The following is a 22,901-nucleotide window of genomic DNA, read 5'->3' as shown; positions in this document are numbered from 1 at the left end:
CTCATTATTGTCTTTTTTGCCATTGTATGGTGGTAAGCCATATATACAAACATAAAAAGACGATCGTAATCATTGGCCCGAATTGGTGCAGCATTTGCCAATAATGAGTCATCCAGTTTGGCGAGTGCTCTATGAAAAATGTAGGAATAATGTGCACATTTACAGCGACCGGATGAACGTAGAGCGGTTTCCACAATACGTATGTAAAACATGCGGCAAAACATCCGTGCATCATTCTGGCGATAAAGAATGGTTTAAAGCGGATGTTTGCTTCAGCGAGGATGCTCGCTACTTGCGCTTGCACGGAAAATCCGCCAAAAGCAAGAATAAAACTTGTTGCCATTGCTTTTTCCAACAGTTCGACCCCATCGGCTTGGCTGATCATTTGGCTGCCAAGCGTAATTTCGAATAACCCGGAAATGATCGGAACGCTCAACTCTTTTGAAAGTTGGAAAAAGTGAAGAACGTATTGGACAATAATAGCGATATGTTGCGTAATATGCATCATATAAAGAAGTTTATTCACGACGGAAAAAAGAATAATAAACCCACCGATCATCAACAATGTTTGTACAGAAGAACGTACAGCGTCTCCCAACATTTTTCCAAGCGGCTGTTCGTTTTTGAGGCGTGTTTCGTGAAGCACCCGAAATGCATAGGGAAGAGAAAACGGATGGTTTCGTTGTTTTTGTTTTGCTTTTTCTTGCGATTTTCCATGAAATCGCATCATCATTCCTACGCAAATGTTCCCTATATAATGGGAAAGTGCTAAAATAATTCCAATATTTGGGTTATTAAAAAAACCAACCGATACCGCGCCAAAAATAAATAATGGATTCGATGAATTAGTAAACGAAGCAAGCCGTTCTGCTTCGATCGTGGAAATTTGTTTTTCTTGATAAAGCCGTGCCGTTAGTTTTGCGCCTGATGGATATCCGGAAGCCATTCCCATCGCCCAGACGAAACCGCCAACGCCAGGGACGCGAAAAAGCGGGCGCATGAGCGGTTCCAATAAAACTCCGAGCAAACTGACGACGCCGAAGCTGATCAGTAATTCGGAGACGATAAAAAAGGGTAATAGCGATGGAAAAACGACTTCCCACCACATATTTAAACCGCGGATCGACGCTTCCAATGATTGTTGTGGATAGCGAATTAATGACAGCGCAAACAAAGTGATCGTGGAAGCGAGAAAGACGGTTTTTGCTTTTGTTTTCATATGTGTTCTGCCTCCCGGTAGCGTCACATCCTCTCCCCCTTTTAACGCCGTATTGCGATGTACAACCTCATATAGTTTAGTATACGAGTATAGGGGGAAGTTTTAGACCAAGATGATCGTTATTGGAGGGGAGAGAAACGGTGCTTCCGAAAATTGGTTTAGCGCTAGGTTCCGGAGGAGCGAGGGGATTTGCCCATCTTGGGGTCATCAAGGTATTGGAAGAGGAGAAAATCCCGATTGCTTGCATCGCGGGAAGTAGCATCGGGGCGCTCGTCGCCGCTTTGTATGCCAGCGACCTCGGGATCGACCGTTTATATGGGTTGGCAAAGTCGTTTCGCCGAAATGATTACGTCGATTTTACGATTCCGAAAATGGGGTTAATCGCTGGCAAACGAATCACTGAATTTATTCGCCTTCTTACAAAAGGAAAAAAAATCGAGGAACTATCCATCCCTGTGGCAATTGTCGCGACGGATTTGCAGACGGGGCAAAAGGTGGTGTTTCGCCGCGGTGACGTTGCCCGTGCTGTGCGGGCAAGCATTTCGATTCCCGGCATTTTTGTTCCTGAAAGAGTGGATGGACGCCTTCTCGTAGATGGAGGAGTTGTTGATCGCGTTCCTGTTTCGGTTGCGCGAGCGATGGGCGCCGATATCGTCATTGCCGTCGATGTTTCTCATGTGAAAGTGGGCGGAGAAATTGCATCGATATTTGATGTGATTTTACAAAGTCTTGATATTTTGCAAGATGAGATTGTCCGTCATCGCGAGCTCGCTTCGGACGTGATGATTCGCCCGCACGTCGAGCAGTATAGCTCGCGCGCGTTTACACACGCACAAGAAATTATCGCCATCGGCGAACAAGAAGCGCGCAAATATGTGCCAAAAATTCGCCAGGTAATTGAAAACTGGAAGGAGCATTTACGCTAATGAAGAAACGAGTGTATGTGATAACGTTTTTCATGGGCGTCATCGTCGCGCTGTTGCTGATTTTTATTAAACTTCCTTATTACGTTACAATGCCGGGAACTGCGCAAGATTTAAAGCCGCTTGTCCATGTCGAAAACGGAGATGAGGATAAAGGAGAACTTATGCTAACGACAGTGAAAATGGGGAGAGCGAATGTCATTTCTTATCTGTTTGCGCATATCCGCTCTTTTTATGAGCTGTATCCATTGGATGAGATCAAACAAGAAGGAGAAACAGATGAGGAATATACGATGCGCCAGTTTCAGCTTATGGAGCAGTCCAAAGAGGCGGCGATTGTCGTTGCGTATAAAAAAGCGGGCAAGCCTGTTTCCTATAAAGCAAAAGGCGTATACGTGATGAGCGTGCTTCCGCATATGCCGGCGTATGGACGATTAAAAGTAGGTGATCGCATCATCGAAATAGACGGAAAGAAGATGGATACATCGGAGCAAATGGTGCAATACATTCGCACAAAGAAAAAGGGCGATGACGTTCACGTTACGTTTGTGCGTGGAAAAAATGAAAAAGAGGCAACTTTTACATTAATGCCATTTCCGCACGATCCAAAGCAGATAGGCATAGGGATTTCGCTCGCTACTGATTATGACGTTGTTACAAATCCGCCGGTCCGCATTAATTCGGAACAAATCGGCGGCCCATCGGCAGGGTTGATGTTTTCGCTCGAAATTTATAATCAGCTTGTTGACGAGGATATTACAAAAGGCCATAAAATTGCCGGAACGGGTACGATTAATATAAATGGAGAAGTCGGCCCAATCGGCGGCATTTCGCAAAAAATCGTCGCCGCTGACAAAGAGGGGGCGGAAATTTTCTTTGCGCCAAACGAAAATGGCGCGGCGGATTCGAACTATCGCGAAGCGGTCAAAACGGCAAAAGAAATCGGGACGAAAATGAAAATTGTCCCGGTCGATACGTTCGATGACGCCGTCCGCTATTTAGAAAGAATGAAATAGCAGCATTCGCCTTGTCTCCGCTGTTATTGTTGAATGGGAGGAGTGGCGTACTCCTCTTTCAATGCATTGGTGCGGACAGGTTCAGGAAATATGGCGGCATAAGCAAACGCCGCCTTTTTTTCTTGCTGGTAAATCGGGTCATATTTTAATCTAGACATTTTTGTGACAAGCGGCAGCGACAACCGTTTTTTCACGTGTTGCAAATAACACCTTCCGTTGCTGCTCATTCCAAGCAAGCGGATATACGTCGGCGTTTCCGCTTTTTTTTGTTGCTCTTTCGTAAAATTTGTTAAAATATGGACACACATTCGTTGCAGACGCGTCCATGTGTATCGTTTTGTTTTGAGTGCGTTCATAAAGGCGGAAAACGTTGGGGCGGCGGCGATTTCCTGCTTTAAGCGATGTTCGATGCCTTCGTCGATGCCGGCAATTTGGCGCAGCTCCTCCTCTTCCGCCGTCATAATGCGATACTTTAAAAAAGGAAAATACGCTTCCCATTCATGAAACATGCCGTATGTATCGTAATATTGCATGAGCGCTTGTTTCGTGGCAGCCGGGATGTACGGAGCGATTGTTTCTAACTGTGCAATCGATCCTTGCATCGCTTTGCGCAAGCTTGTTGCGCTAGCGATCGAAGGATGGGAGAACGTTTCGTCATGATAGCCGGAGGCGATGCGGCGAATCGTGCGCGGATTGATCGGAATTTGTTTTTGCAAAATTGCCGTGACATACGCAAGGCCGAGCACGTTGTTTGGCTTCGATAAATCAAGGGAGATGGCGTCCAACCGCTTCCAAGCTTCCGCGTTCGCCCGCGGGTAGCTTACCCCTTTTTTCAACGCTTTTTGCACATAACTGTCATGCTGGTGTTTTCGCTCCAAAAGCGTTTTTGCCGCATCGATGAACGCTTTTATGTTTCCGCTTTCGCTGCCAAAACAAATTTCTTCGCAATATAAAGAGTGAAGCAATGCAACGGCACCGTTGGCAAATCGTTCAGCAGATTGAACCGCAAATGCGTACGGAAGTTCAATGACAATATCTACGCCGGCTGACAGCGCCATTTTTGTTCGCGCCCATTTTGATACAAGCGCCGGTTCTCCGCGCTGCAGAAAATTTCCGCTCATGACGGCGATGATGCAATCTGCTCCGGTTTGCTTTTTTGTTTCTTGTAAATGATATAGATGCCCGTTATGAAATGGATTATATTCAACAATGATTCCAACCGCTTTCATCGTTTTATTCTCCCTAGATTTTTTCAGTGATAAATTGTCTATAAACTGACAACAATTATACTGTAAAGAAAAAATATTGACAAATAGGGAAACGAAACGTATAATTTTCTTTGTTGCCTTGGGGTGATTTGTATGAAATGGACCATCCATCAACTTCATCAATTTCGTCATAAAGAAATGGCGATTGACGAATATGTCGATGTTTCTGATTTAAAAGAGATCGACAAACTGATCCGCGATATTTCGCTTGTTCATGTACAAGGAAAGGCAGATATCGGTTCGACAAAATTTACGTTCCATTTGCAAGTGTCGGGAACGATGGTACTGCCTTGTTCGCGGACGTTGGTTGACGTTTCGTATCCGTTTTCCATCGAGACGACGGAAACGTTTTTTATGAATGATTATGATGCTGTATCGACAGAGGAAGATACGCATTTAGTGAAAGACGATAAAGTCGATTTGTTGCCAATTGTGAAAGAGCTTATTCTTTTGGAAGTTCCGCTGCAAATATTTGCGGAAGAAGGAACGGTGCAGGACGGGGCGCCGCAGTCTGGAGAAGGCTGGGAAGTCATCAAGGAAGAACAATGGAACGCTATTATAGAAGAGCGAGCAAAGCAAAAAGTTGATCCTCGTCTTGCCGCATTAGCGAAGTTTTTTGACAAAGACAAAAACGAGTGAGCGAAGTAACCGGAATGATCCGGGCTTTTTATGATACTTCGAGTGCTGATAAGGAGGTGGAAAACATGGCAGTACCTTTTCGAAGAACATCGAAAACAAGAAAAAGATTGCGCCGCACTCATTTCAAATTGCAAGTGCCTGGCATGGTAGAATGCCCAAATTGCGGTGAAATGAAATTGGCCCACCGCGTCTGCAAATCTTGCGGAACTTACAAAGGAAGAGAAGTTGTGAACAAATAATTGCATTGCTCTTTATTAACATGAACAACAAGCACAAGGGGAATCACCTTGTGCTTGTTGTTTTTTGCATTTCGACGTAAAAATAAGCAGGAAAACGCCGCCTCATTGACCAATTCTTTATAAGGGAAAGGGGAAAAGAAGATGGAAGTAGCGATCGTAGAACATGACCGTGATGGAATTGTTTGGTTTACGATTCATCGTCCGGAGAAACGAAACGCGATCAATTTTGAAGTAATGGACAAGTTGAAAGAAACGATCGCGATGGTAGAAAAAAATGACAATGTGAAAATGCTTGTCATTACGGGAACAGGTGATGAGGCGTTTTGTTCAGGCGGAGATTTAAGCAAATTTCAACATTTACATACGGAAGATGCAAAACAGATGTTAGAGAAGATGGGCAAGATTTTATATTCATTGCTTACGTTGTCCAAGCCGACTGTCGCGCTCATTAACGGTACTGCGGTTGGCGGCGGCTGCGAATTGGCATCGGCATGTGATTTCCGCTATGCGAAACGCGGGTGCAAAATCGGCTTTATTCAAGGAAAACTTGGCATAACGACTGGATGGGGCGGCGCGACAATCCTTTTGGAAAAGCTTCCGTACACGCAAGCGCTTGATATCCTTTTGCGCGCGGAAAGAATGAGCGTAGAAAAAATGTACGAGTATGGATGGGTTCACGCCGTGTTGCAAGGCGACAATTTGCGGGAAGAATGCCGCGGTCTACTCTCCCCTTACTTATCGCAATCTGTTTCTGTTTTGCGTGCTTATAAAGCCATAGCTACGGAAAAGTGGAAGAGCGACGAGTTTCGGACGAGGTTTTTTGCAGAAATTGCGCGTTGCGCGAAGTTATGGGGGTCGGAAGAACATAAGAGAGCTATCGAATCTTTTTTTAAGAAATCATAATTTTTCCTCTTCTATCTTCTCTATTAGCCGCATACATATAGTGTGAAAAAGCGGCTATGGAGGGGGAAGAAGATGACAAGTGTGCGCCAAGATGCGTGGACGCAGGAGGAAGATTTGCTATTAGCGGAAGTCGTATTGCGCTATATTCGCGAGGGAGGCACGCAGCTTCAAGCGTTTGAAGAAGTAGGACGACGTTTATCGCGCACGGCAGCTGCGTGTGGATTTCGCTGGAATTCGTATGTTCGAAAACAGTATAAAGAGGAAATTGAACTGGCGAAAAAACAGCGAAAGGAAAGAAAAAAGGCGGTTGTTAGCGAAGAAAAAGGACAGAAAAAGAAAGAAGAAGCAACAGAAAAAAAATTGACATGGTCTGACGTCATTGCATTTTTGCGGGCATATGGACAAACGGCATATGATTCACAAAAAATCGCCGATGAAAACCGCGCTTTAAAGAAAGACATGGAGCAGTTGCAACAAATGATTACAAAACTGCAAGCAGAGAAAGAAGCGCTGCAAAAAGAACTATCTGCTGTTCAAGAAGAATATAAAACGTTGCTTGTGATTATGGAACGAGCGAGAAAAATGGCGGCGCTGGAAGAAGGGCAAGAACAAAAAGCTTCGCAAACGGAAAATGCTGTCATAGAAAAAGCGGAAAACACTTGAAAGGCTGACTAATAAAGGTCAGCCTTTTTTCTTAACGGATGAATTAGCTATTTGCTAAAATAGGGATATAGTATGGATTATCGGAAAGTGAGGAAGTAATTGTGAAAATTGGAATTATTGGCGGCGGGGCAATTGGGCTGTTGCTCGCTGCTTATTTAAGCGATGAACATAAAGTCACCGTTTACACAAGACGCTCTATACAAGCGCAGCGATTAATGAGAGAAGGATTGCGATTTGTGAAACGGGGAGAAACAAAGCGCATTTCACTTCAAGCAATGCCGTTTACGAATGCGCATATCCACGATGACCTTGTTTTTGTAACGGTGAAACAATACGATATCGCGGCGATTATCCATCGGCAAAACCAGTTTGATCATGTAGAAACGGTCGTTTTTTTGCAAAACGGGATGGGGCATGTGAAGTGGTTATCTTCGTTCACGAAGCAAAATGTAATCGTCGGAACGGTCGAACATGGCGCTCTTAAACATGATGATCATACAGTGGAACATACGGGAATCGGAAAAATAGTGCTTGCTAGCTTTCATGGCACGTTCGGACAAGCGGCAATGCTAGCAAAAGAGAACATCCACGATTTTCCGTTTGAAATCGCTAGTGACTGGGAGAGCGTGTTAGTGAAAAAACTAACCGTCAATGCGGTCATTAATCCGTTGACGGCGCTTTTGCGTGTCAAAAATGGAGAGTTGCTTAAAGTAAAACCATATTACGAAATGATGACATTGTTGTTTTCCGAGCTGAAGCAAGTGTTGCCTATAGAAGATGAACAAGCGGCATGGAACCATATTGTGAATGTTTGTGAAAAAACAGCAGACAATTATTCATCGATGTTTATGGACATTTCCCAACGCCGAAAAACGGAGATTGACGCCATTTTAGGCTATGTTTTGGAAAAAGGAAAAGAACTTGGAGTGGCGCTACCAATTTCACGATTTTTATTTGCTGCAATAAAAGGGATGGAAGAAGGAGGTGCGAAACATGGATGATGTGATTGCCCATTTAGTTGCGGCGTTCGTTACAATGCCGTTATTATCGTTTTTTCTCGTTTATTTTTTTGCCCGTAAGTTATCGAAAAGAAAGCGAAAGTCGTTTTATGCGGCAGTAAACGTTTCGACGCTTTTTTTTATTATTGCCGTTCATTTTTTGCTTGTCGTTCTTTCTGGAAAATCGTATTTATGGCACATTGTCTTCTTTTTGCTTATTATGCATATGTTGATTGCGATCGGGTATTGGCGGAAAAACGAAGATTTTCATTTTTCCGCTGTTTTTCGCTTGTTTTGGCGGGCAAACTTCTTATTGTTTTCCTCGCTTTATTTTAGCTTGCTTGTCTATGGAATGATTGTGAGAGTATCTAGCAATTTATAAAAATGCTTTGTAACGGTGAGCAACTGTTTTTTCATTTGCTAAAAAGAAATGCTATACTCATGGAAGAACATACACATACATAAGAAAGGAAGTCTCTAAAAATGGAAGTTCGGGAAATTTCTTTGGCTGCTACAACACCGTTAGCAACCGATTACATAAACGGCGCTTTTCCGCTTGAAAAAGGTTTTTCGTATTCGCTTCAGCAGGAAGATGTGTTTTGGAGGCGGCTTGACGACATCAAAGAAAGAACGTATCCGCGCCGCGAACTTGTTGAATATTTGCGTTCGTACCATCAGCGATTTCACGCAAGCCCTGAAACATTTAACAATATTGAGAAATTGCTTCGTCCTGACAGCGCAGTGGTCGTTGGCGGGCAGCAAGCAGGGTTATTGACAGGCCCGCTTTATACCATTTATAAAATCATTTCCATCATCAAGCTTGCCAAAGAGCAAGAAAGAAATTTAGGAGTGCCGGTCGTCCCGCTTTTTTGGATTGCTGGCGAAGACCATGACATTGCCGAAGTAAACCACATATATGTCGCAGAGAGTGGAAAAGTAAAAAAGCGTGTTTATCCTGATGTTCCGCAAGAAAAACGAATGGTCTCGGATTTGCCTTTAGATGGCGAAGTTTGTTCCAAGTGGATCGATGATATCGTAAAAACGTACGGGGAAACGGAAACGACAAATAAGTTGCTTGATTTTCTGTCCCGATGTTTAGACGAATCGAAAACGTTCGTCGACTTTTTTGCTTCGATCGTTTTGCGCCTGTTTGCTTCCGAAGGATTGGTCGTTCTCAATGCCGCCGACGCTTCATTGCGCGCGATCGAAAGCAGCTTTTTTGTGTCATTGATCGAGCATCATCGCGAAGTGACGGATGCTGTTTTGCAAAAGCAACGACAGCTTCGGCAGCTTGGATATAAAAATGCGTTAGATGTGCAGCCGCATTGTGCCAATTTATTTTACTACGACGGACGGGAACGATGGCTGCTTGAGCATGACCCGCAAAAAGGAGTGTTTTGTAGCAAAAAAGGAGAAGTTGTTTTCTCTAAAGATGAGTTAATACAGCTTGCTAAAACAAGCCCTAGCAAATTGAGCAATAATGTCGTGACCCGCCCGCTTATGCAAGAGTTTTTGCTACCGACGTTGGCGTTTGTCGCCGGTCCCGGAGAAATCGCATATTGGGCTGAACTGAGAGAAGCGTTTTCGATATTTGGCTTCAAAATGCCGCCAGTCATCCCGCGCGTGAACGTAACGATCGTAGAGCGTTCCATTCAAACCGATTTGGATGACATCGGCGTGGATGTAATGGACGTTTTCACAGGGCGGATCGCAGAAGTGAAGGAAAAGTGGCTAGCACGGCAAACCCGTTATCCGCTCGATGAAATATTCGCGAATGCGAAAGCGGAAATTGAACAAATTCATCGTCCACTTCGAGAAATTGGCATGGAAATCGATCGCGGACTAGCGGGCTTGCTGACGAAAAATGCTAATCTCCTGCAAGCGCAAATCGATTTTCTTCAGCAAACGTTGCATCGGGCATTAATGCGAAAATATGAAACGGAATTGCGGAAGTTTGCCCGCGTGGAAATGTCGCTGTTGCCGAATCAAACGCCTCAGGAGCGGATTTGGAATATTTTCTATTACATCAATAAATATGGATTCGATTTTTTAGAGAAACTTTTACGCCTTGATTACAAATGGAACGGCATGCATAAAATTGTATATATATAATCATTTTTACAAGAAAAAGTCGAAAAGAAAAATCCTGTTTTATGCAGGATTTTTTTTTATTGGAAGGAATAGTAAACATAAAGAAAATGTATGGAAATAAAAGTAAAAACGTTTTATGTTATTGTTGCAAATTGCTAAAATGCGACAAAAATGAACAGAGGAAGACGAGTTTTTACAAAAAAAGCTAAAATTTTGTTATGTTTTGCGGTATAATAAATAAGCGGCCGCTCTGCACATGAAAACTCGCCCAATGATTCGCGACAAAATTGCTTTTGTAAATATAGTCAAAAATATGCAACAATGAGCGGCGAAGGTGGTGAACACGTGTTTCAACATACAACAGTATTATTAAAGGAAGCGGTAGACGGACTTCATATAAATCCAGACGGAACTTATGTCGATTGTACTCTTGGCGGCGGAGGGCATAGCGAGTATTTGCTCTCACAATTGTCGGAGAAAGGAAGGCTGTTCGCGTTCGATCAAGATGATATGGCGATCGAGTACGCGAAAAAAAGATTGGCTCGTTATGAAAAGCAAGTGACATTTATTCGCAGAAATTTTCGTTTTCTCGCGGAAGAACTGGCGGCGCGAGGAGTTCATAAAGTAGATGGGATTTTGTTTGACTTAGGGGTGTCTTCCCCGCAGTTAGATATACCGGAACGAGGGTTCAGTTACCATCATGATGCCCCGCTGGACATGCGAATGAATCGAGAGCAGTCGTTAACGGCTTACGATATTGTCAATCATTGGCCGTATGAAAAACTCGTACATATCTTTTTTCATTACGGTGAAGAAAAATTTTCAAAGCAAGTGGCGCGGAAAATCGAAGAAGTTCGCAAAGAAAAGCAAATTGAAACGACCGGCGAGTTAGTCAACATCATTAAAGAGGCGATTCCGGCGCCGGCGAGAAGGAGCGGGGGACATCCGGCCAAACGAATTTTTCAGGCGATACGTATTGCCGTAAACGATGAACTGCAAGCGTTTCAAGAGGCGATTAAGCAGGCGATTGATGCGTTGAAATCAGGTGGAAGGATTAGCGTGATTACGTTCCATTCATTGGAAGATCGCATTTGCAAAGCGGCTTTCAAAGAGGCGAGCCAAAGCCCACAGCTTCCTCCTGGACTCCCGCTTATTCCTGATCCATATCGCCCGACCTTAAAAATTATTACAAAAAAGCCAATCGTTCCTTCTGAGGAAGAGATCGCCCATAATCATCGCGCGCGCTCCGCGAAATTGCGCATCGCTGAAAAACTTTGATGCCACGGGAAATATGATGTTGAAAACGAAAAGTGTATCGCTAAGCAGGAGGGAGAAAAGCTGATGAACAATACGGCAGTGAAGATTCATGAACGACAACGTCCATCGTCACGTCCACGCATTCGAAAAAAGCGAAAGTTAAAAATTCGCTTGAAATTAGGTGAAAAGCTTTTATTTTTATCGTTTTGCGCGTTTGCTATATACGCAGCAGTTCATATTGTGGCAAATCAAGTGAAGATTTATCAAATCAACAAAGAGATTCAACAGCTGCAAGAAACGGTCCAAGAGCAGCAAAAGCATAATAACGATTTATACATGGAAGTTCAGCAATTAAGCGCATATGAGCGAATTTTGCAAAAAGCGAAAGAACTTGGCCTTTCGCTGAATGAAAATAATGTAAAAGTCGTACAGGAATGATTGACGATGGAAAAGAAAAAGCATAGCAATACGCATAAAGGAGCAGCTATATTATTTTTCCTGTTCAGTCTGCTCTTTTTTGTGTTATTTGCTCGTTTTATTCAGCTGCAGGTAACAGGCGTTGCCGATGGCCAAGTGTTAGCGGTAAAGGCGGAAGAAAAGTATAAGCAAAAGCGCACCATTGAAGCAAAGCGGGGAACGATTTTTGACCAAAATGGCGAAGTGCTTGCCCAAGATATGCCATCTTATACGGTGGTAGCCGTCCTTGATCCAAAAATGACGACAGATCCTGATCATCCGAGACATGTTGTTGATCCCGAAAAGACGGCGAAAAAATTAGCCCCGTTGCTCAAGATGGATGTGGACGAAGTGGAGCGGATTTTAACAAAAGATGCAAAGCAAGTCGAGTTTGGCGCGAATGGACGAAACATTAGCTATGAATTGAAAGAAAAAATTGAGGCGCTAAATCTGCCGGGGATCGGTTTCATTCGTGATACAAACCGATTTTATCCGAACGGCGATTTTGCTTCATACGTCATTGGCTATGCGCAAAAAAACGACAAAAATAAAACGGTTGGAAAGATGGGAATAGAAAAAAGTTTAGATAAGTATTTGCGCGAAAAAGACGGTTATGTGTCTTTCGCTGGGGACGTGAACGGATTTCGCCTTCCAAATTCGAAAGAAACGATCATTCCGCCGGATAATGGAGCGAATGTTTATTTAACGATCGATCAAAAAATACAAACGTTTTTGGAAGACGCGATGAACGACGTTGAAAAACAATATAGGCCAAAAAAAATAATCGCGATTGTGGCAGATCCGAAAACAGGAAAAATCTTGGCAATGGCAACAAGACCGAGCTTTGACCCGAATAAGCGCAATATACGAAACTATTTTAATGACGCGATTTCCTATCCGTATGAACCGGGGTCGACCATGAAAATTTTTACGCTTGCTGCTGCCATTAACGAAGGTGTGTATAACGGGAATGAGCAATATCGGTCTGGCTATTATAAAGTGGGGCGAAATATTATTCGCGACCATAACAAAGTAGGTTGGGGAACGATTACGTTTAACGAAGGCGTACAACGCTCTTCCAATGTCGCTTTTTCGATTTTAGTAAAAGAAAAATTGGGGGAAGACCGCTTTTTGCAATATTTGCATCGTTTCCATTTTGATCGGAAAACAGGGATAGATCTTCCGGGAGAAGCGGTAGGACAAATTCACTATAAATATCCGATTGAAAGAATAACGACAGGGTTCGGCCAAGGAACATCGGTGACGCCAATTCAGCAAATTCAAGCGGCAACTGCGATCGCAAACGGCGGAAAAATGATGAAGCCATATGTTATCGATCGCATCGTCGATCCAGATACAAAAAAAGTTATTGTAAAAAACGAGCCGGAAGTAGTAGAACAGCCGATTACAAAAGAAACGGCGCAAAAAGTGCTCGATATACTGGAGACGGTCGTTACTTCGGAGAAAGGAACAGGGCGCCCGTACCAAATCGAAGGGTATCGGGTCGCCGGAAAAACAGGAACGGCGCAAATCCCGTCACCACACGGTGGATATTTAACCGGCTACCAAAACTATATTTTTTCCTTTTTAGGAATGGCCCCGAAAGAAGATCCGCGCTTAATTATGTATGTCGCTGTCCAGCAGCCAAAACTATCTTATACGGAGACAGGAGCAGCCCCTGTTTCTCATATTTTTACTAGCGTCATGAAAAATAGCCTGCAATATTTGCATATTCAGCCTTCTTCTAATCTGAAAACGTCAAAAACAAAAGCGAAAGGAATTAAAATTGACTCTTATATCGGACGTTCCACAGAAGAAGTTGTGAAAGAATTAAAAGAAAAAAGGCTTGTTCCGGTTGTCATCGGAAATGGACAGCAAGTGGAAGAGCATATCCCAATATCTGGAGATACGGTTATCACTGGAGAGCGAGTGGTGCTAAAAACGAACGGAAAGACAGTAATGCCGGATGTGCGCGGCTGGTCGCTGCGCGATGTGATGAAAGTAGCGGAACTGCTAAAGCTTCATCCGAGCACAAAAGGAAATGGATATGTCGTCAGCCAAAATATTCGACCGGGCTCGTTAGTTAAGAAAGGGGATTACTTAATTGTAGAACTGGAAGAACCACGAAAATGGAAGGAAAGAATGGAACAAGAACAAAAGGAAGCATCAAGGAAGAAAACCGACGGTCCAGTTGAGTGATTCAAGGCGTTCTATAATAAAGCGTACAAGCATATAGTGGAACGAGCCTATCATAAAAGGGGGTTCCACTATATGCGCGTTTCCCACGTCACTGTCCGCAAACGGCTGATGATTGTGTTTCTCATTGGAGTGCTCATTTTTGCCATTATTGACATTCGCCTCGGGTATGTCCAATTGATTATTGGAGATACGTTAACGGAACGAGCGAAAGGTTCATGGAGCAGAAACATTCCGTTTGAACCGAAACGCGGGGAAATTTTGGACCGCAACGGCGTTCCGCTCGCCACGAATATGAGCGCACCAACCGTATACGTCATTCCGCGCCAAATTGAAAACCCGGCAGAAACGGCGGAAAAGTTGGCGAAAGTATTAAATATGCCCGTGGAAAAGGCGTACAAGCACATTACGAAAAAAAACTCCATCGAACGCATTCCGGAAGGGCGAAAAATATCGAATGAAAAAGCAAAAGAAATTCGGGCGCTCGGCCTAAAAGGGGTATATATCGCGGAAGATACGAAACGTTATTATCCGTTCGGCAGTTATTTGTCGCACGTCTTAGGATTTACCGGCATCGATAACCAAGGTTTGATGGGGTTGGAGCTTTACTACGATAAGGAATTGAGCGGGCAACGCGGTTCGGTGCAATTTTATTCGGACGCGAAAGGAAAAAGAATGCCGAATATGGCGGATGAATATACGCCGCCGACAGACGGGCTGAATTTGATGCTTACGATCGATTCGCGCATCCAAACGATCGTGGAGCGGGAGCTTGATATTGCCGAAGCAAAGTACAATCCGGACGGCATAATCGCGATCGCAATGAACCCGAATACGGGAGAAATTTTAGCGATGGCGAGCCGTCCGACGTTTGACCCGGCAAACTATCGAAACGTGCCTCCGGAAATCTACAACCGTAACTTGCCGGTTTGGAGCACATATGAGCCTGGGTCGACGTTTAAAATTATCACGCTTGCTGCGGCGTTAGAAGAAAAAAAAGTCGACTTATTGAAAGATCATTTTTATGATCCGGGATATGTAAAAGTGGCAGGTGCTACGTTGCGCTGCTGGAAAAAAGGCGGGCATGGGTCGCAAACTTTTTTAGAAGTTGTGCAAAATTCGTGCAATCCGGGCTTTGTCGAACTGGGGGAGCGGCTTGGAAAAGAAAAGCTATTTTATTATATAAAACAGTTTGGTTTTGGGGAAAAAACAGGAATTGATCTGCAAGGGGAAGGAACCGGAATTTTATTTGATTTGAAACGTGTTGGACCTGTCGAACAAGCGACAACAGCTTTTGGCCAAGGGGTGTCGGTGACGCCGATTCAGCAGGTTGCCGCTGTTTCTGCGGCGGTAAACGGCGGAATTTTGTATACGCCATATATCGCGAAACAATGGGTGGACCCTGAGACAGGAAAGGTGGTCGTCCGCAATACGCCAAAGGCGAAGCGCCGCGTTATTTCCGAGGAAACATCCAAACAAGTTCGCTATGCTCTAGAGAGCGTCGTTGCTCAAGGAACAGGAAAAGGTGCCTATGTTGAAGGGTATCGCGTCGGCGGAAAAACGGGGACGGCGCAAAAAGCGAAAGGTGGCCGATATTTAAAAGATAACCATATCGTTTCATTTATCGGCTTTGCTCCGGCGGACGATCCGCAGCTTGTCGTTTATGTTGCCGTCGACAATCCGAAAGGAACGGTGCAGTTTGGCGGCGTCGTCTCCGCTCCAATTGTGGGAAAAATTATGGAAGACAGTTTGCGCGTGCTTGGCGTCAAACTAAGAAAAAATCAAATGGAAAAAGAACGGGCGTGGAATGATCCGAAAATGATCGAGGTGCCGAATTTAATCGGCTTATCGAAAAAAGACTTGCAAGAGCAACTTTTTAACTTAAAATTAGATGTTAGTGGAGAAGGTGACGTTGTCATCGAGCAAGCTCCAAAACCTGGAGTGAAAGTAAAAGAAGGTTCGACCATTCGCGTTTATTTAACAGCAAAGACAGAGACATTCCATGAAGGCGAATAGATCTCGAGGGGCGGCTAGTGTAGGTTGTCATCTATATCTCGCCCCTTTTTTCCGCTTTTGGTTGTTTTGTTTTTAAGTGAGAACGATGAAGCGAAAGGATGAATAAAAGTGAAGCTGCAGACGTTGCTTTCGTATTTGCATGATTTTACGGCATACGTCGGCGAAAACCCGACGATTACTTCCATTGAAATGGATTCGCGACAAGTAAAAAAAGGGGCATTGTTTATTTGCATCAAAGGGTTTACCGTTGATGGACACGATTTTGCGAAACAGGCAGTGGAAAATGGGGCTGTAGCAATTATTGCCGAACGGCCTCTCGATGTCGATGTGCCTGTTATTGTCGTCCGCGATAGCCGGCGGGCGATGGCGGTGCTTGCCGATGCGTTTTACGGGCAGCCGACACATCGCTTGCATTTAATCGGCGTGACGGGCACAAACGGAAAAACGACGACGACTCATATAATAGAGCACATCGCGAGAAAAGCAAATAAAAAAACAGGGTTAATCGGGACGGTACAGATTAAAATTGGCGATGATGCGTATCCAACGCAAAATACGACGCCCGAATCGTTGCTGTTGCAACGAACGTTTAAGCAAATGGTCGATGAAGGCGTTGACGTTGCCGTCATGGAAGTGTCTTCACATGCCCTTCATATGGGACGCGTGCACGGTTGCGACTATGATGTTGCTGTGTTTACCAATTTAACGCAAGATCATCTTGATTATCATGGGACGATGGAAGAATATCGCAATGCGAAAGGGCTGCTGTTTGCCCAGCTTGGAAATCGGTACGACCATAAGCGGCCAAAGTTTGCGGTGTTAAACAATGATGATCCTGCTTCGCAATATTATAAGCATATGACGGCTGCGACTGTGATTACATACGGAATAAAAACAGATAGCGATATTATGGCAAAGCGGATTGATATCGTTCCGAACGGAATGGCGTTTGATCTTATCACACCGCATGGCACGGCGCGCGTAAAAACGAAGTTGATCGGATTGTTTAACGTATATAATTTGCTTGCAGCCGTTTCCGCCTGCCTTGTATCGAGGATTCCATTCCCTGTTATTGTGGAGGCGATTGAAGAAATTTCTGGAGTTGCGGGGCGGTTTGAAACAGTCGATGAAGGGCAAAACTTTACAGTAATTGTTGATTATGCCCATACGCCAGATAGTTTGGAAAACGTCTTAAAAACGGTTCGGCAATTTGCCCGAAAAAAAGTTTATGTTGTTGTTGGCTGCGGCGGCGACCGAGATCGGACAAAACGGCCGTTGATGGCAAAAGTGGCGGTCAAATACGCCGATATGGCCATTTTCACTTCTGACAACCCGCGTTCCGAAGAGCCTGAGCGAATTTTGCGCGACATGGAAGCAGGCGTTCCCGGCGAGCGTTATGTGACGATCGTTGATCGCAAGGAGGCGATTGATTACGCGGTTGAGCAGGCGCAAGAAGGCGATATTGTTTTAATCGCGGGCAAAGGGCATGAAACGTATCAAATTATTGGCGATCGTGTCATTGAATTTGATGACCGACTTGTTGCGAGGGAAGCGATCAAGGAGCGAAAGAAAACATGCTGACATACGAAATGGTGAAACGGTTATGCAAAAACGTGCGCGGAATTGTCGATGACACGATTGCGTTCCACCACGTGTTTGTCGACCCTTATGAGCATGCGCCGAAGGGACTGTTCGTTCCGCTAGGGAGCGGGACGGAAACGCTAAAAATCGCGATCGAACATGGAGCGATCGCCGCACTTTGGCAAGAAAGCGAGGCATTGCCGCGCTATATTCCAAATCAATTTCCGATCTTTTTTGTTTCATCGCCGCTTCAAGCGTTAGAAGAGCTTTTAAATACGTATGGACAATTGGAAAAAACAACGTTTCACCTTACCATTTCTTCGCATAATGAACAAAATCATTCATATGATATAGCGGTGTTGGATGCTCTCAAACAGCTACAACAGAAACGGATATGCGCTCAAGGACAAGAAGGATGTGACCGATCATGCTAGAGCAAGTCATTGTTTTTGCCATTGTTCTTTCATTTTTGATTACCGTCATACTATCGCCGATTTTTATTCCGTTTTTAAGGCGGTTAAAATTCGGGCAAAGCATACGGGAAGAAGGCCCGAAATCGCATCAAAAAAAGTCGGGTACCCCAACGATGGGTGGCATTATGATTTTACTTTCCATCGTCGTGACAACGATTTGGATGACGAAAAAATTTGCGAGTCTTTCCGTGGAAACGTATTTACTGCTGTTTGTGACGATTGGTTATGGTCTGCTTGGCTTTTTAGATGATTTTATTAAAGTGGTGATGAAGCGGAATCTTGGTTTGACAAGCAAGCAAAAGTTCATTGGACAGCTAATCATTGCCATTGTTTTTTACTTTGTGTATCAGCGCAGCGGTTTTTCCACTGCCTTGCATATTCCGGGGACAGATCTTTCCATTAATCTTGGCTTTGGCTATGTGCTATTGCTTATTTTTATGCTTGTCGGCGGTTCAAATGCGGTCAATTTAACCGACGGGCTTGACGGCTTATTGGCTGGGACGGCGGCCATTGCATTCGGCGCTTATGCGGTTCTCGCTTGGAACCAAGGCCAATACGACATTTCGATTTTTTGCGTCTCCGTTGTTGGGGCGGTGCTAGGATTTTTAGTATTTAACGCCCATCCAGCGAAAGTGTTTATGGGGGATACCGGGTCGCTCGCGTTAGGCGGAGCGATCGCGACTGTGGCTATTTTAACGAAGCTGGAAATATTGCTCGTTATTATTGGCGGAGTATTTGTGATTGAAACGTTGTCCGTCATTATTCAAGTCATTTCATTTAAAACAACGGGAAAACGCGTATTTCGCATGAGCCCGTTGCATCATCATTACGAGTTGCTCGGCTGGTCGGAATGGCGTGTTGTCGTCACGTTCTGGGCGGTCGGCTTATTATTTGCAATGCTAGGAATTTATATCGAGGTGTGGATCTAATTGAAACAGGCAGCTTTTTATCAACAACGTCGGGTATTAGTCATCGGTTTAGCGAAAAGCGGATTTGCCGCAGCGAAACTGCTTCATGAACTTGGAGCGAACGTTACGGTAAACGATCGAAAGCCGTTTGAAGAAAATGAGGAAGCGCAACGGCTAGAACAATTGGGAATTCGGGTGATTTGCGGCGGGCATCCGCTTGAGCTTTTGGATGAGCATTTTGATCTTGTCGTGAAAAATCCCGGTATTCCATATACAAATCCAATGGTTAAAAAAGCAATCGAAAAAGGATTGCCGGTGATCACGGAAGTGGAGTTAGCGTACCATATTTCCGAAGCGCCGTTTATCGGAATCACCGGGTCTAATGGAAAAACGACGACAACGACATTGATTTACGAAATGTTGCGCGAAGGGGAAAAACGCCCGCTGCTTGCCGGAAATATCGGAATGGTTGCATGTGAAGTGGCGCAAAAAGCGGAAGCAAACAATTGGCTCGTCACTGAACTTTCCTCTTTTCAGCTAGCGGGGATTCGCGACTTTCGTCCGCGCATTTCCGTTTTATTAAACATTTTCGATGCGCATTTAGATTACCATGGCACAAAAGAAGCTTACGCGCAGGCAAAGGCGAATATTTTTAAAAACCAGACAAACGAAGACTATGCGGTTGTCAATGCCGATGATGAGCTTGTGATGCGGCTTGCCGAGAATGCCTGTGCGCAAAAAGTCATTTTTTCCGCAACGAAAATATTGGACCGTGGCGCTTATATAAGAGATGGTTGGATTTATTGGAACGACGAAGCAGTGATTGCTATTTCCGACATTGTCCTTCCTGGAAAACATAATTTAGAAAATATATTGGCGGCTGTTGCTGTTGCTAAATTAACAGGCGTAGACAATAAAGCGATTGCTCGGGTTTTGACGACGTTTGCGGGAGTGAAGCATCGGCTTCAATATATCGCTACGATTGACGGAAGAAAGTTTTTCAATGATTCAAAAGCAACGAATATTCTTGCGACACAAAAAGCGTTGTCCGCTTTTGAAAAAGATTCCGTCATCCTTTTGGCAGGCGGGCTAGACCGCGGCAATGAATTTGATGACCTTCTTCCTTATTTGCGAAACGTAAAGGCGATCATATTGTTTGGACAAACGGCGGCAAAAATCGCCCGCGTCGCGAAACAGGCGGGAATAGAAACGATCGAATATGTCGATAATGTGGAAAAAGCCGTGCCGGTCGCCTATCGATTGTCCGAACCGGGTGACGTCATTTTACTATCGCCGGCATGCGCGAGCTGGGATCAGTATAAAACTTTTGAACAAAGAGGGGACATTTTTATCAACGCCGTGCATAAGTTGAAATAGAGAGGAAGGACATTAAAAAAGCAGAGGTGTTGGGCATTGCCGCGGAAAAAGTCTACGCCTGATTTTTTGCTGATTATCCTTACGTTTTCGCTGTTGGCGATTGGGCTTATTATGGTGTATAGCGCCAGCGCGATTTGGGCGGAATATAAGTTTCACGATTCGTTTTTCTTTGCGAAGCGGCAGCTTTTGTTCGCCGGCGTGGGAATCATCGCGATGTTCGTTATTATGAATATCGATTATTGGACGTGGCGCGATTGGTCAAAAGCGTTGATGATCGCGTGTTTCGTTTTGCTTGTGCTCGTATTAATCCCCGGAGTCGGCATGGTTCGCAACGGATCGCGCAGCTGGATTGGCGTCGGTGCGTTTTCCATTCAGCCGTCAGAATTTATGAAACTCGCCATGATCGCCTTTTTGGCGAAATATTTATCGGAAAACCAAAAAAATATTACCTCGTTTAAACGAGGGCTGCTTCCTGCCTTGATGCTTCTGTTTATTGCGTTTGGCATGATCATGCTTCAGCCGGATTTAGGAACAGGAACGGTAATGGTTGGGACGTGCATTGCCATGATTTTTGTCGCTGGCGCGCGCGTCAGTCACTTTATCGGGTTAGGAGTGCTTGGACTGGCAGGGTTTGTTGCGCTTGTTTTGTCAGCACCGTACCGAATAAAGCGGATCACTTCGTTTTTAAATCCTTGGGAAGATCCGCTTGGAAGCGGATTTCAAATTATCCAATCGCTGTACGCGATTGGTCCTGGCGGGTTATTTGGCTTAGGATTGGGACAAAGCCGGCAAAAGTTTTTTTATTTGCCTGAGCCGCAAACGGACTTTATTTTTGCGATTTTAGCAGAGGAACTTGGCTTTATTGGCGGGTCGCTTGTGTTGCTTTTATTTAGCTTGCTGCTTTGGCGCGGGGTGCGCATCGCGCTTGGCGCGCCGGATTTGTACGGGAGTTTTCTTGCTATCGGCATTATTTGTATGGTGGCGATTCAAGTGATGATTAATATCGGGGTTGTTACAGGATTAATGCCGGTAACGGGAATTACATTACCGTTTTTGAGTTACGGCGGCTCGTCGCTGACGTTGATGTTAATGGCGATCGGCGTTTTGCTGAATATTAGCAAACACGCAAGATATTAGGCGCATCTGCTGGTTGCCTAAAAGTTTTTGTCAAGGAAAAGTCGTATCAAGCTTCGTTGCTCGAAAAAAGGGTATCTCTCTAATCAAATTTAGAGGGACACCCTCCATAGCCATCAAGTTAAGAATTTGATCTTTTTTCAGCGCCAAAAACATGGTATCCTTTCTAACGAAAATCATCGTTGGAAAGGATTGTTTTTTGATGGCAAAAAAGATGAAGGCATGGATAAAAACGATTCGTCAACTCTTCTCCTCTGAAGAACTGACCCGTCTGGCACGGAAAGTCGGATTCATTCAGCGGCAGCGTTCATTAACAGCGGAAGCCTTTCTGACGCTATGTGCTTGGGGAGACGGATCGCTCGCCTGTCAGTCGCTTCAGCGGTTGTGTGCCGATTTGGCGCTCTGGCATGATTGCTCTCTCTCGAATGAAGGACTGAATCAGCGGTTTACGCCTCGTGCCGTGGCGTTTTTAAAAGAGGTCTTTTTTACTCTCCTGATGCATCAACGTCCGGCACTCTCTTCCATCACCGAGATGTATCGCGCTTGTTTCACCCGTCTGCGGATCTTAGACTCTACCAGTTTTTTACTTCCGGCCGACTATGGTGAGGACTATCAAGGTTCGGTTTCATCTGGCGCCAAAATCCAATTTGAGTATGAGCTGTTATCGGGAACCTGTCTTCAGCTGTGCGTCCAACAGGCCAATGATTCCGATGCCCGTTTTGCTTATCATACCCAGCACACGATTTTACCGAATGACCTTTGCATTCGGGATCTGGGGTTTTTTTCACTCGCCACGCTGGCGGAGATCGATGCTCGAGGTGCTTATTATATTACCCGGTTGCGTTCCGATATCAAAGTCTATATCAAACAGGACGGGGAGTGGCACGAATGGGATTGGGAATCGATAGGAAATCGATTGGACGAGGGGGAAGCCGTGGAAGTGGAACACGTGTATATCGGACACCAACGCCTGTATGTTCCGCGTCTGATTTTTCGCCGTCTCACGGCGGAAGAATGGGAAAAACGGCTGGCGTACGTGCGGAAAAAGGAAAAAAAGAAAGGGAAGGCGCTGTCACGCCAAACCCTTGAACAAAAGAAATATCACATCTTACTGACCAATTTACCACAAGAATCGTTTGATGCGCAACAAGTTTATGAGCTGTATTCGCTGCGCTGGCAAGTGGAGCTGTTATTTAAGGGCTGGAAATCCTTATTTGACCTTGACCGTGTCAAAAAGATGAAGAAGGAACGATTCGAATGCCACTTATATGGGACATTGATTGCCATTTTAGTCACGCAGACTCTTCTGTTCCAAGCCCGAAGGTATTGGCATCAACGGGAGGGAATCGAGATCAGTGAATGGAAAGCGCTTAATATCCTCCAATCGTATTGGCATCGGTTTCTTTTGCATCCCCAAGCGATGGAAACCGCCCTTCCATCTCTCCTGTCTCTGTTAAGGAAACACGCGAGGAAAGACCGAAGGAAAGGAGAGGAAACGGTATCGGATCTTTTAAAGAAATTGGGGATATGGTAGTGTAGGTTAT

The 22,901-nt window shown here is 44.7% G+C and carries 21 protein-coding genes; 19 read left to right on the top strand and 2 right to left on the bottom strand.

The genetic code is table 11. From position 1 onward, the window contains the following. Positions 1–4: 4 nt before the first annotated feature. Positions 5–1,219 carry a sporulation integral membrane protein YlbJ gene (gene ylbJ, locus BM278_RS08305; RefSeq protein ID WP_090948906.1) on the bottom strand — a complete coding sequence of 405 codons (1,215 nt, stop codon included), beginning with the start codon at positions 1,217–1,219 and terminating at the stop codon, positions 5–7. A 140-nt stretch (positions 1,220–1,359) separates the two neighbouring features. Here ylbJ and BM278_RS08300 point away from each other — a divergent pair, with 140 nt between their 5' ends. Together BM278_RS08300 and BM278_RS08295 are read left to right on the top strand one after the other, a co-directional pair. Then, positions 1,360–2,145: a patatin-like phospholipase family protein gene (locus BM278_RS08300; RefSeq protein WP_090948904.1), complete on the top strand. Its 786-nt coding sequence runs from the start codon at positions 1,360–1,362 to the stop codon at positions 2,143–2,145. After that, the gene (locus BM278_RS08295) at positions 2,145–3,158 is read left to right on the top strand and encodes a SepM family pheromone-processing serine protease (protein WP_090948902.1); all 1,014 of its coding nucleotides are present in this window, start codon (positions 2,145–2,147) and stop codon (positions 3,156–3,158) included. Before BM278_RS08300 ends, BM278_RS08295 begins: the two co-directional genes overlap by 1 nt. Positions 3,159–3,181: 23 nt before the next feature. Here the strand turns inward: BM278_RS08295 and BM278_RS08290 are convergent, their stop codons facing one another. Next, on the bottom strand, positions 3,182–4,387 hold the full coding sequence (locus BM278_RS08290; protein ID WP_090948900.1) for a nucleotidyltransferase: 1,206 nt from the start codon (positions 4,385–4,387) through the stop codon (positions 3,182–3,184). Positions 4,388–4,519: 132 nt separating this feature from the next. On the opposite strand from BM278_RS08290, the gene BM278_RS08285 reads away from it, so the two are divergent. The 17 genes from BM278_RS08285 to BM278_RS08205 all read left to right on the top strand — a co-directional run bounded on the left by BM278_RS08285 (position 4,520) and on the right by BM278_RS08205 (position 22,891). Continuing rightward, a complete protein-coding gene (locus BM278_RS08285; protein ID WP_090948898.1) occupies positions 4,520–5,065 on the top strand; it encodes a YceD family protein in 546 nt (181 codons plus the stop codon). 65 nt (positions 5,066–5,130) lie between these two features. Next, positions 5,131–5,304 (top strand): 50S ribosomal protein L32, encoded by a 174-nt coding sequence (gene rpmF, locus BM278_RS08280; protein ID WP_003251950.1) that lies wholly within the window; start codon positions 5,131–5,133, stop codon positions 5,302–5,304. A 141-nt stretch (positions 5,305–5,445) separates the two neighbouring features. Beyond that, a complete protein-coding gene (locus BM278_RS08275) occupies positions 5,446–6,207 on the top strand; it encodes an enoyl-CoA hydratase/isomerase family protein (RefSeq protein WP_090948896.1) in 762 nt (253 codons plus the stop codon). A gap of 72 nt (positions 6,208–6,279) precedes the next feature. After that, a complete protein-coding gene (locus BM278_RS08270) occupies positions 6,280–6,870 on the top strand; it encodes an RsfA family transcriptional regulator (RefSeq protein WP_090948894.1) in 591 nt (196 codons plus the stop codon). A 101-nt stretch (positions 6,871–6,971) separates the two neighbouring features. Next, a complete protein-coding gene (locus tag BM278_RS08265) occupies positions 6,972–7,871 on the top strand; it encodes a 2-dehydropantoate 2-reductase (protein WP_090948893.1) in 900 nt (299 codons plus the stop codon). Beyond that, positions 7,864–8,250: a DUF3397 domain-containing protein gene (locus BM278_RS08260; protein ID WP_090948891.1), complete on the top strand. Its 387-nt coding sequence runs from the start codon at positions 7,864–7,866 to the stop codon at positions 8,248–8,250. The genes BM278_RS08265 and BM278_RS08260 overlap by 8 nt, the downstream gene beginning before the upstream one ends. 101 nt (positions 8,251–8,351) lie before the next feature. Further along, the gene (bshC, locus tag BM278_RS08255; RefSeq protein WP_090948889.1) at positions 8,352–9,980 is read left to right on the top strand and encodes a bacillithiol biosynthesis cysteine-adding enzyme BshC; all 1,629 of its coding nucleotides are present in this window, start codon (positions 8,352–8,354) and stop codon (positions 9,978–9,980) included. Positions 9,981–10,304: 324 nt separating this feature from the next. Further along, positions 10,305–11,237, top strand: a complete 933-nt coding sequence (rsmH, locus tag BM278_RS08250; protein ID WP_090948886.1) for a 16S rRNA (cytosine(1402)-N(4))-methyltransferase RsmH — start codon at positions 10,305–10,307, stop codon at positions 11,235–11,237. 63 nt (positions 11,238–11,300) lie between these two features. Continuing rightward, a complete protein-coding gene (gene ftsL / locus BM278_RS08245) occupies positions 11,301–11,654 on the top strand; it encodes a cell division protein FtsL (protein WP_090948884.1) in 354 nt (117 codons plus the stop codon). A 6-nt stretch (positions 11,655–11,660) separates the two neighbouring features. After that, positions 11,661–13,871 carry a penicillin-binding protein gene (locus BM278_RS08240; protein ID WP_090948882.1) on the top strand — a complete coding sequence of 737 codons (2,211 nt, stop codon included), beginning with the start codon at positions 11,661–11,663 and terminating at the stop codon, positions 13,869–13,871. A gap of 72 nt (positions 13,872–13,943) precedes the next feature. Further along, positions 13,944–15,884 (top strand): stage V sporulation protein D, encoded by a 1,941-nt coding sequence (locus BM278_RS08235; RefSeq protein ID WP_090948879.1) that lies wholly within the window; start codon positions 13,944–13,946, stop codon positions 15,882–15,884. A gap of 108 nt (positions 15,885–15,992) precedes the next feature. Continuing rightward, positions 15,993–17,465, top strand: coding sequence for a UDP-N-acetylmuramoyl-L-alanyl-D-glutamate--2,6-diaminopimelate ligase (locus BM278_RS08230; RefSeq protein ID WP_090948876.1), 1,473 nt, complete (start codon positions 15,993–15,995; stop codon positions 17,463–17,465). Then, complete coding sequence (locus BM278_RS08225) at positions 17,459–17,899, top strand: hypothetical protein (RefSeq protein ID WP_090948875.1); 441 nt, start codon at positions 17,459–17,461, stop codon at positions 17,897–17,899. Before BM278_RS08230 ends, BM278_RS08225 begins: the two co-directional genes overlap by 7 nt. Then, positions 17,893–18,867 (top strand): phospho-N-acetylmuramoyl-pentapeptide-transferase, encoded by a 975-nt coding sequence (mraY, locus tag BM278_RS08220; protein ID WP_090948873.1) that lies wholly within the window; start codon positions 17,893–17,895, stop codon positions 18,865–18,867. Before BM278_RS08225 ends, mraY begins: the two co-directional genes overlap by 7 nt. Beyond that, on the top strand, positions 18,868–20,223 hold the full coding sequence (gene murD, locus BM278_RS08215; RefSeq protein WP_090948871.1) for a UDP-N-acetylmuramoyl-L-alanine--D-glutamate ligase: 1,356 nt from the start codon (positions 18,868–18,870) through the stop codon (positions 20,221–20,223). It begins immediately after the preceding gene. A gap of 36 nt (positions 20,224–20,259) precedes the next feature. Continuing rightward, on the top strand, positions 20,260–21,360 hold the full coding sequence (gene spoVE / locus BM278_RS08210) for a stage V sporulation protein E (protein WP_090948870.1): 1,101 nt from the start codon (positions 20,260–20,262) through the stop codon (positions 21,358–21,360). A gap of 199 nt (positions 21,361–21,559) precedes the next feature. After that, positions 21,560–22,891: an IS4 family transposase gene (locus BM278_RS08205; RefSeq protein ID WP_090948869.1), complete on the top strand. Its 1,332-nt coding sequence runs from the start codon at positions 21,560–21,562 to the stop codon at positions 22,889–22,891. The last annotated feature ends 10 nt before the right edge of the window (positions 22,892–22,901 follow it).

It is taken from the genome of Parageobacillus thermantarcticus (assembly GCF_900111865.1).
In the GTDB taxonomy this organism is placed as follows: Bacteria; Bacillota; Bacilli; order Bacillales; family Anoxybacillaceae; genus Parageobacillus; species Parageobacillus thermantarcticus.
This window is presented reverse-complemented; position numbering and strand designations above follow the sequence as displayed.

Coding starts and splice junctions, on each gene's coding strand:
- ylbJ (WP_090948906.1), bottom strand. CDS start 1,219: ATGAAAACAAAAGCAAAAACCGTCTTTCTCGCTTCCACGATCACTTTG.
- BM278_RS08295 (WP_090948902.1), top strand. CDS start 2,145: ATGAAGAAACGAGTGTATGTGATAACGTTTTTCATGGGCGTCATCGTC.
- BM278_RS08290 (WP_090948900.1), bottom strand. CDS start 4,387: ATGAAAGCGGTTGGAATCATTGTTGAATATAATCCATTTCATAACGGG.
- BM278_RS08285 (WP_090948898.1), top strand. CDS start 4,520: ATGAAATGGACCATCCATCAACTTCATCAATTTCGTCATAAAGAAATG.
- rpmF (WP_003251950.1), top strand. CDS start 5,131: ATGGCAGTACCTTTTCGAAGAACATCGAAAACAAGAAAAAGATTGCGC.
- BM278_RS08275 (WP_090948896.1), top strand. CDS start 5,446: ATGGAAGTAGCGATCGTAGAACATGACCGTGATGGAATTGTTTGGTTT.
- BM278_RS08270 (WP_090948894.1), top strand. CDS start 6,280: ATGACAAGTGTGCGCCAAGATGCGTGGACGCAGGAGGAAGATTTGCTA.
- BM278_RS08260 (WP_090948891.1), top strand. CDS start 7,864: ATGGATGATGTGATTGCCCATTTAGTTGCGGCGTTCGTTACAATGCCG.
- bshC (WP_090948889.1), top strand. CDS start 8,352: ATGGAAGTTCGGGAAATTTCTTTGGCTGCTACAACACCGTTAGCAACC.
- ftsL (WP_090948884.1), top strand. CDS start 11,301: ATGAACAATACGGCAGTGAAGATTCATGAACGACAACGTCCATCGTCA.
- BM278_RS08240 (WP_090948882.1), top strand. CDS start 11,661: ATGGAAAAGAAAAAGCATAGCAATACGCATAAAGGAGCAGCTATATTA.
- BM278_RS08235 (WP_090948879.1), top strand. CDS start 13,944: ATGCGCGTTTCCCACGTCACTGTCCGCAAACGGCTGATGATTGTGTTT.
- BM278_RS08225 (WP_090948875.1), top strand. CDS start 17,459: ATGCTGACATACGAAATGGTGAAACGGTTATGCAAAAACGTGCGCGGA.
- mraY (WP_090948873.1), top strand. CDS start 17,893: ATGCTAGAGCAAGTCATTGTTTTTGCCATTGTTCTTTCATTTTTGATT.
- BM278_RS08205 (WP_090948869.1), top strand. CDS start 21,560: ATGGCAAAAAAGATGAAGGCATGGATAAAAACGATTCGTCAACTCTTC.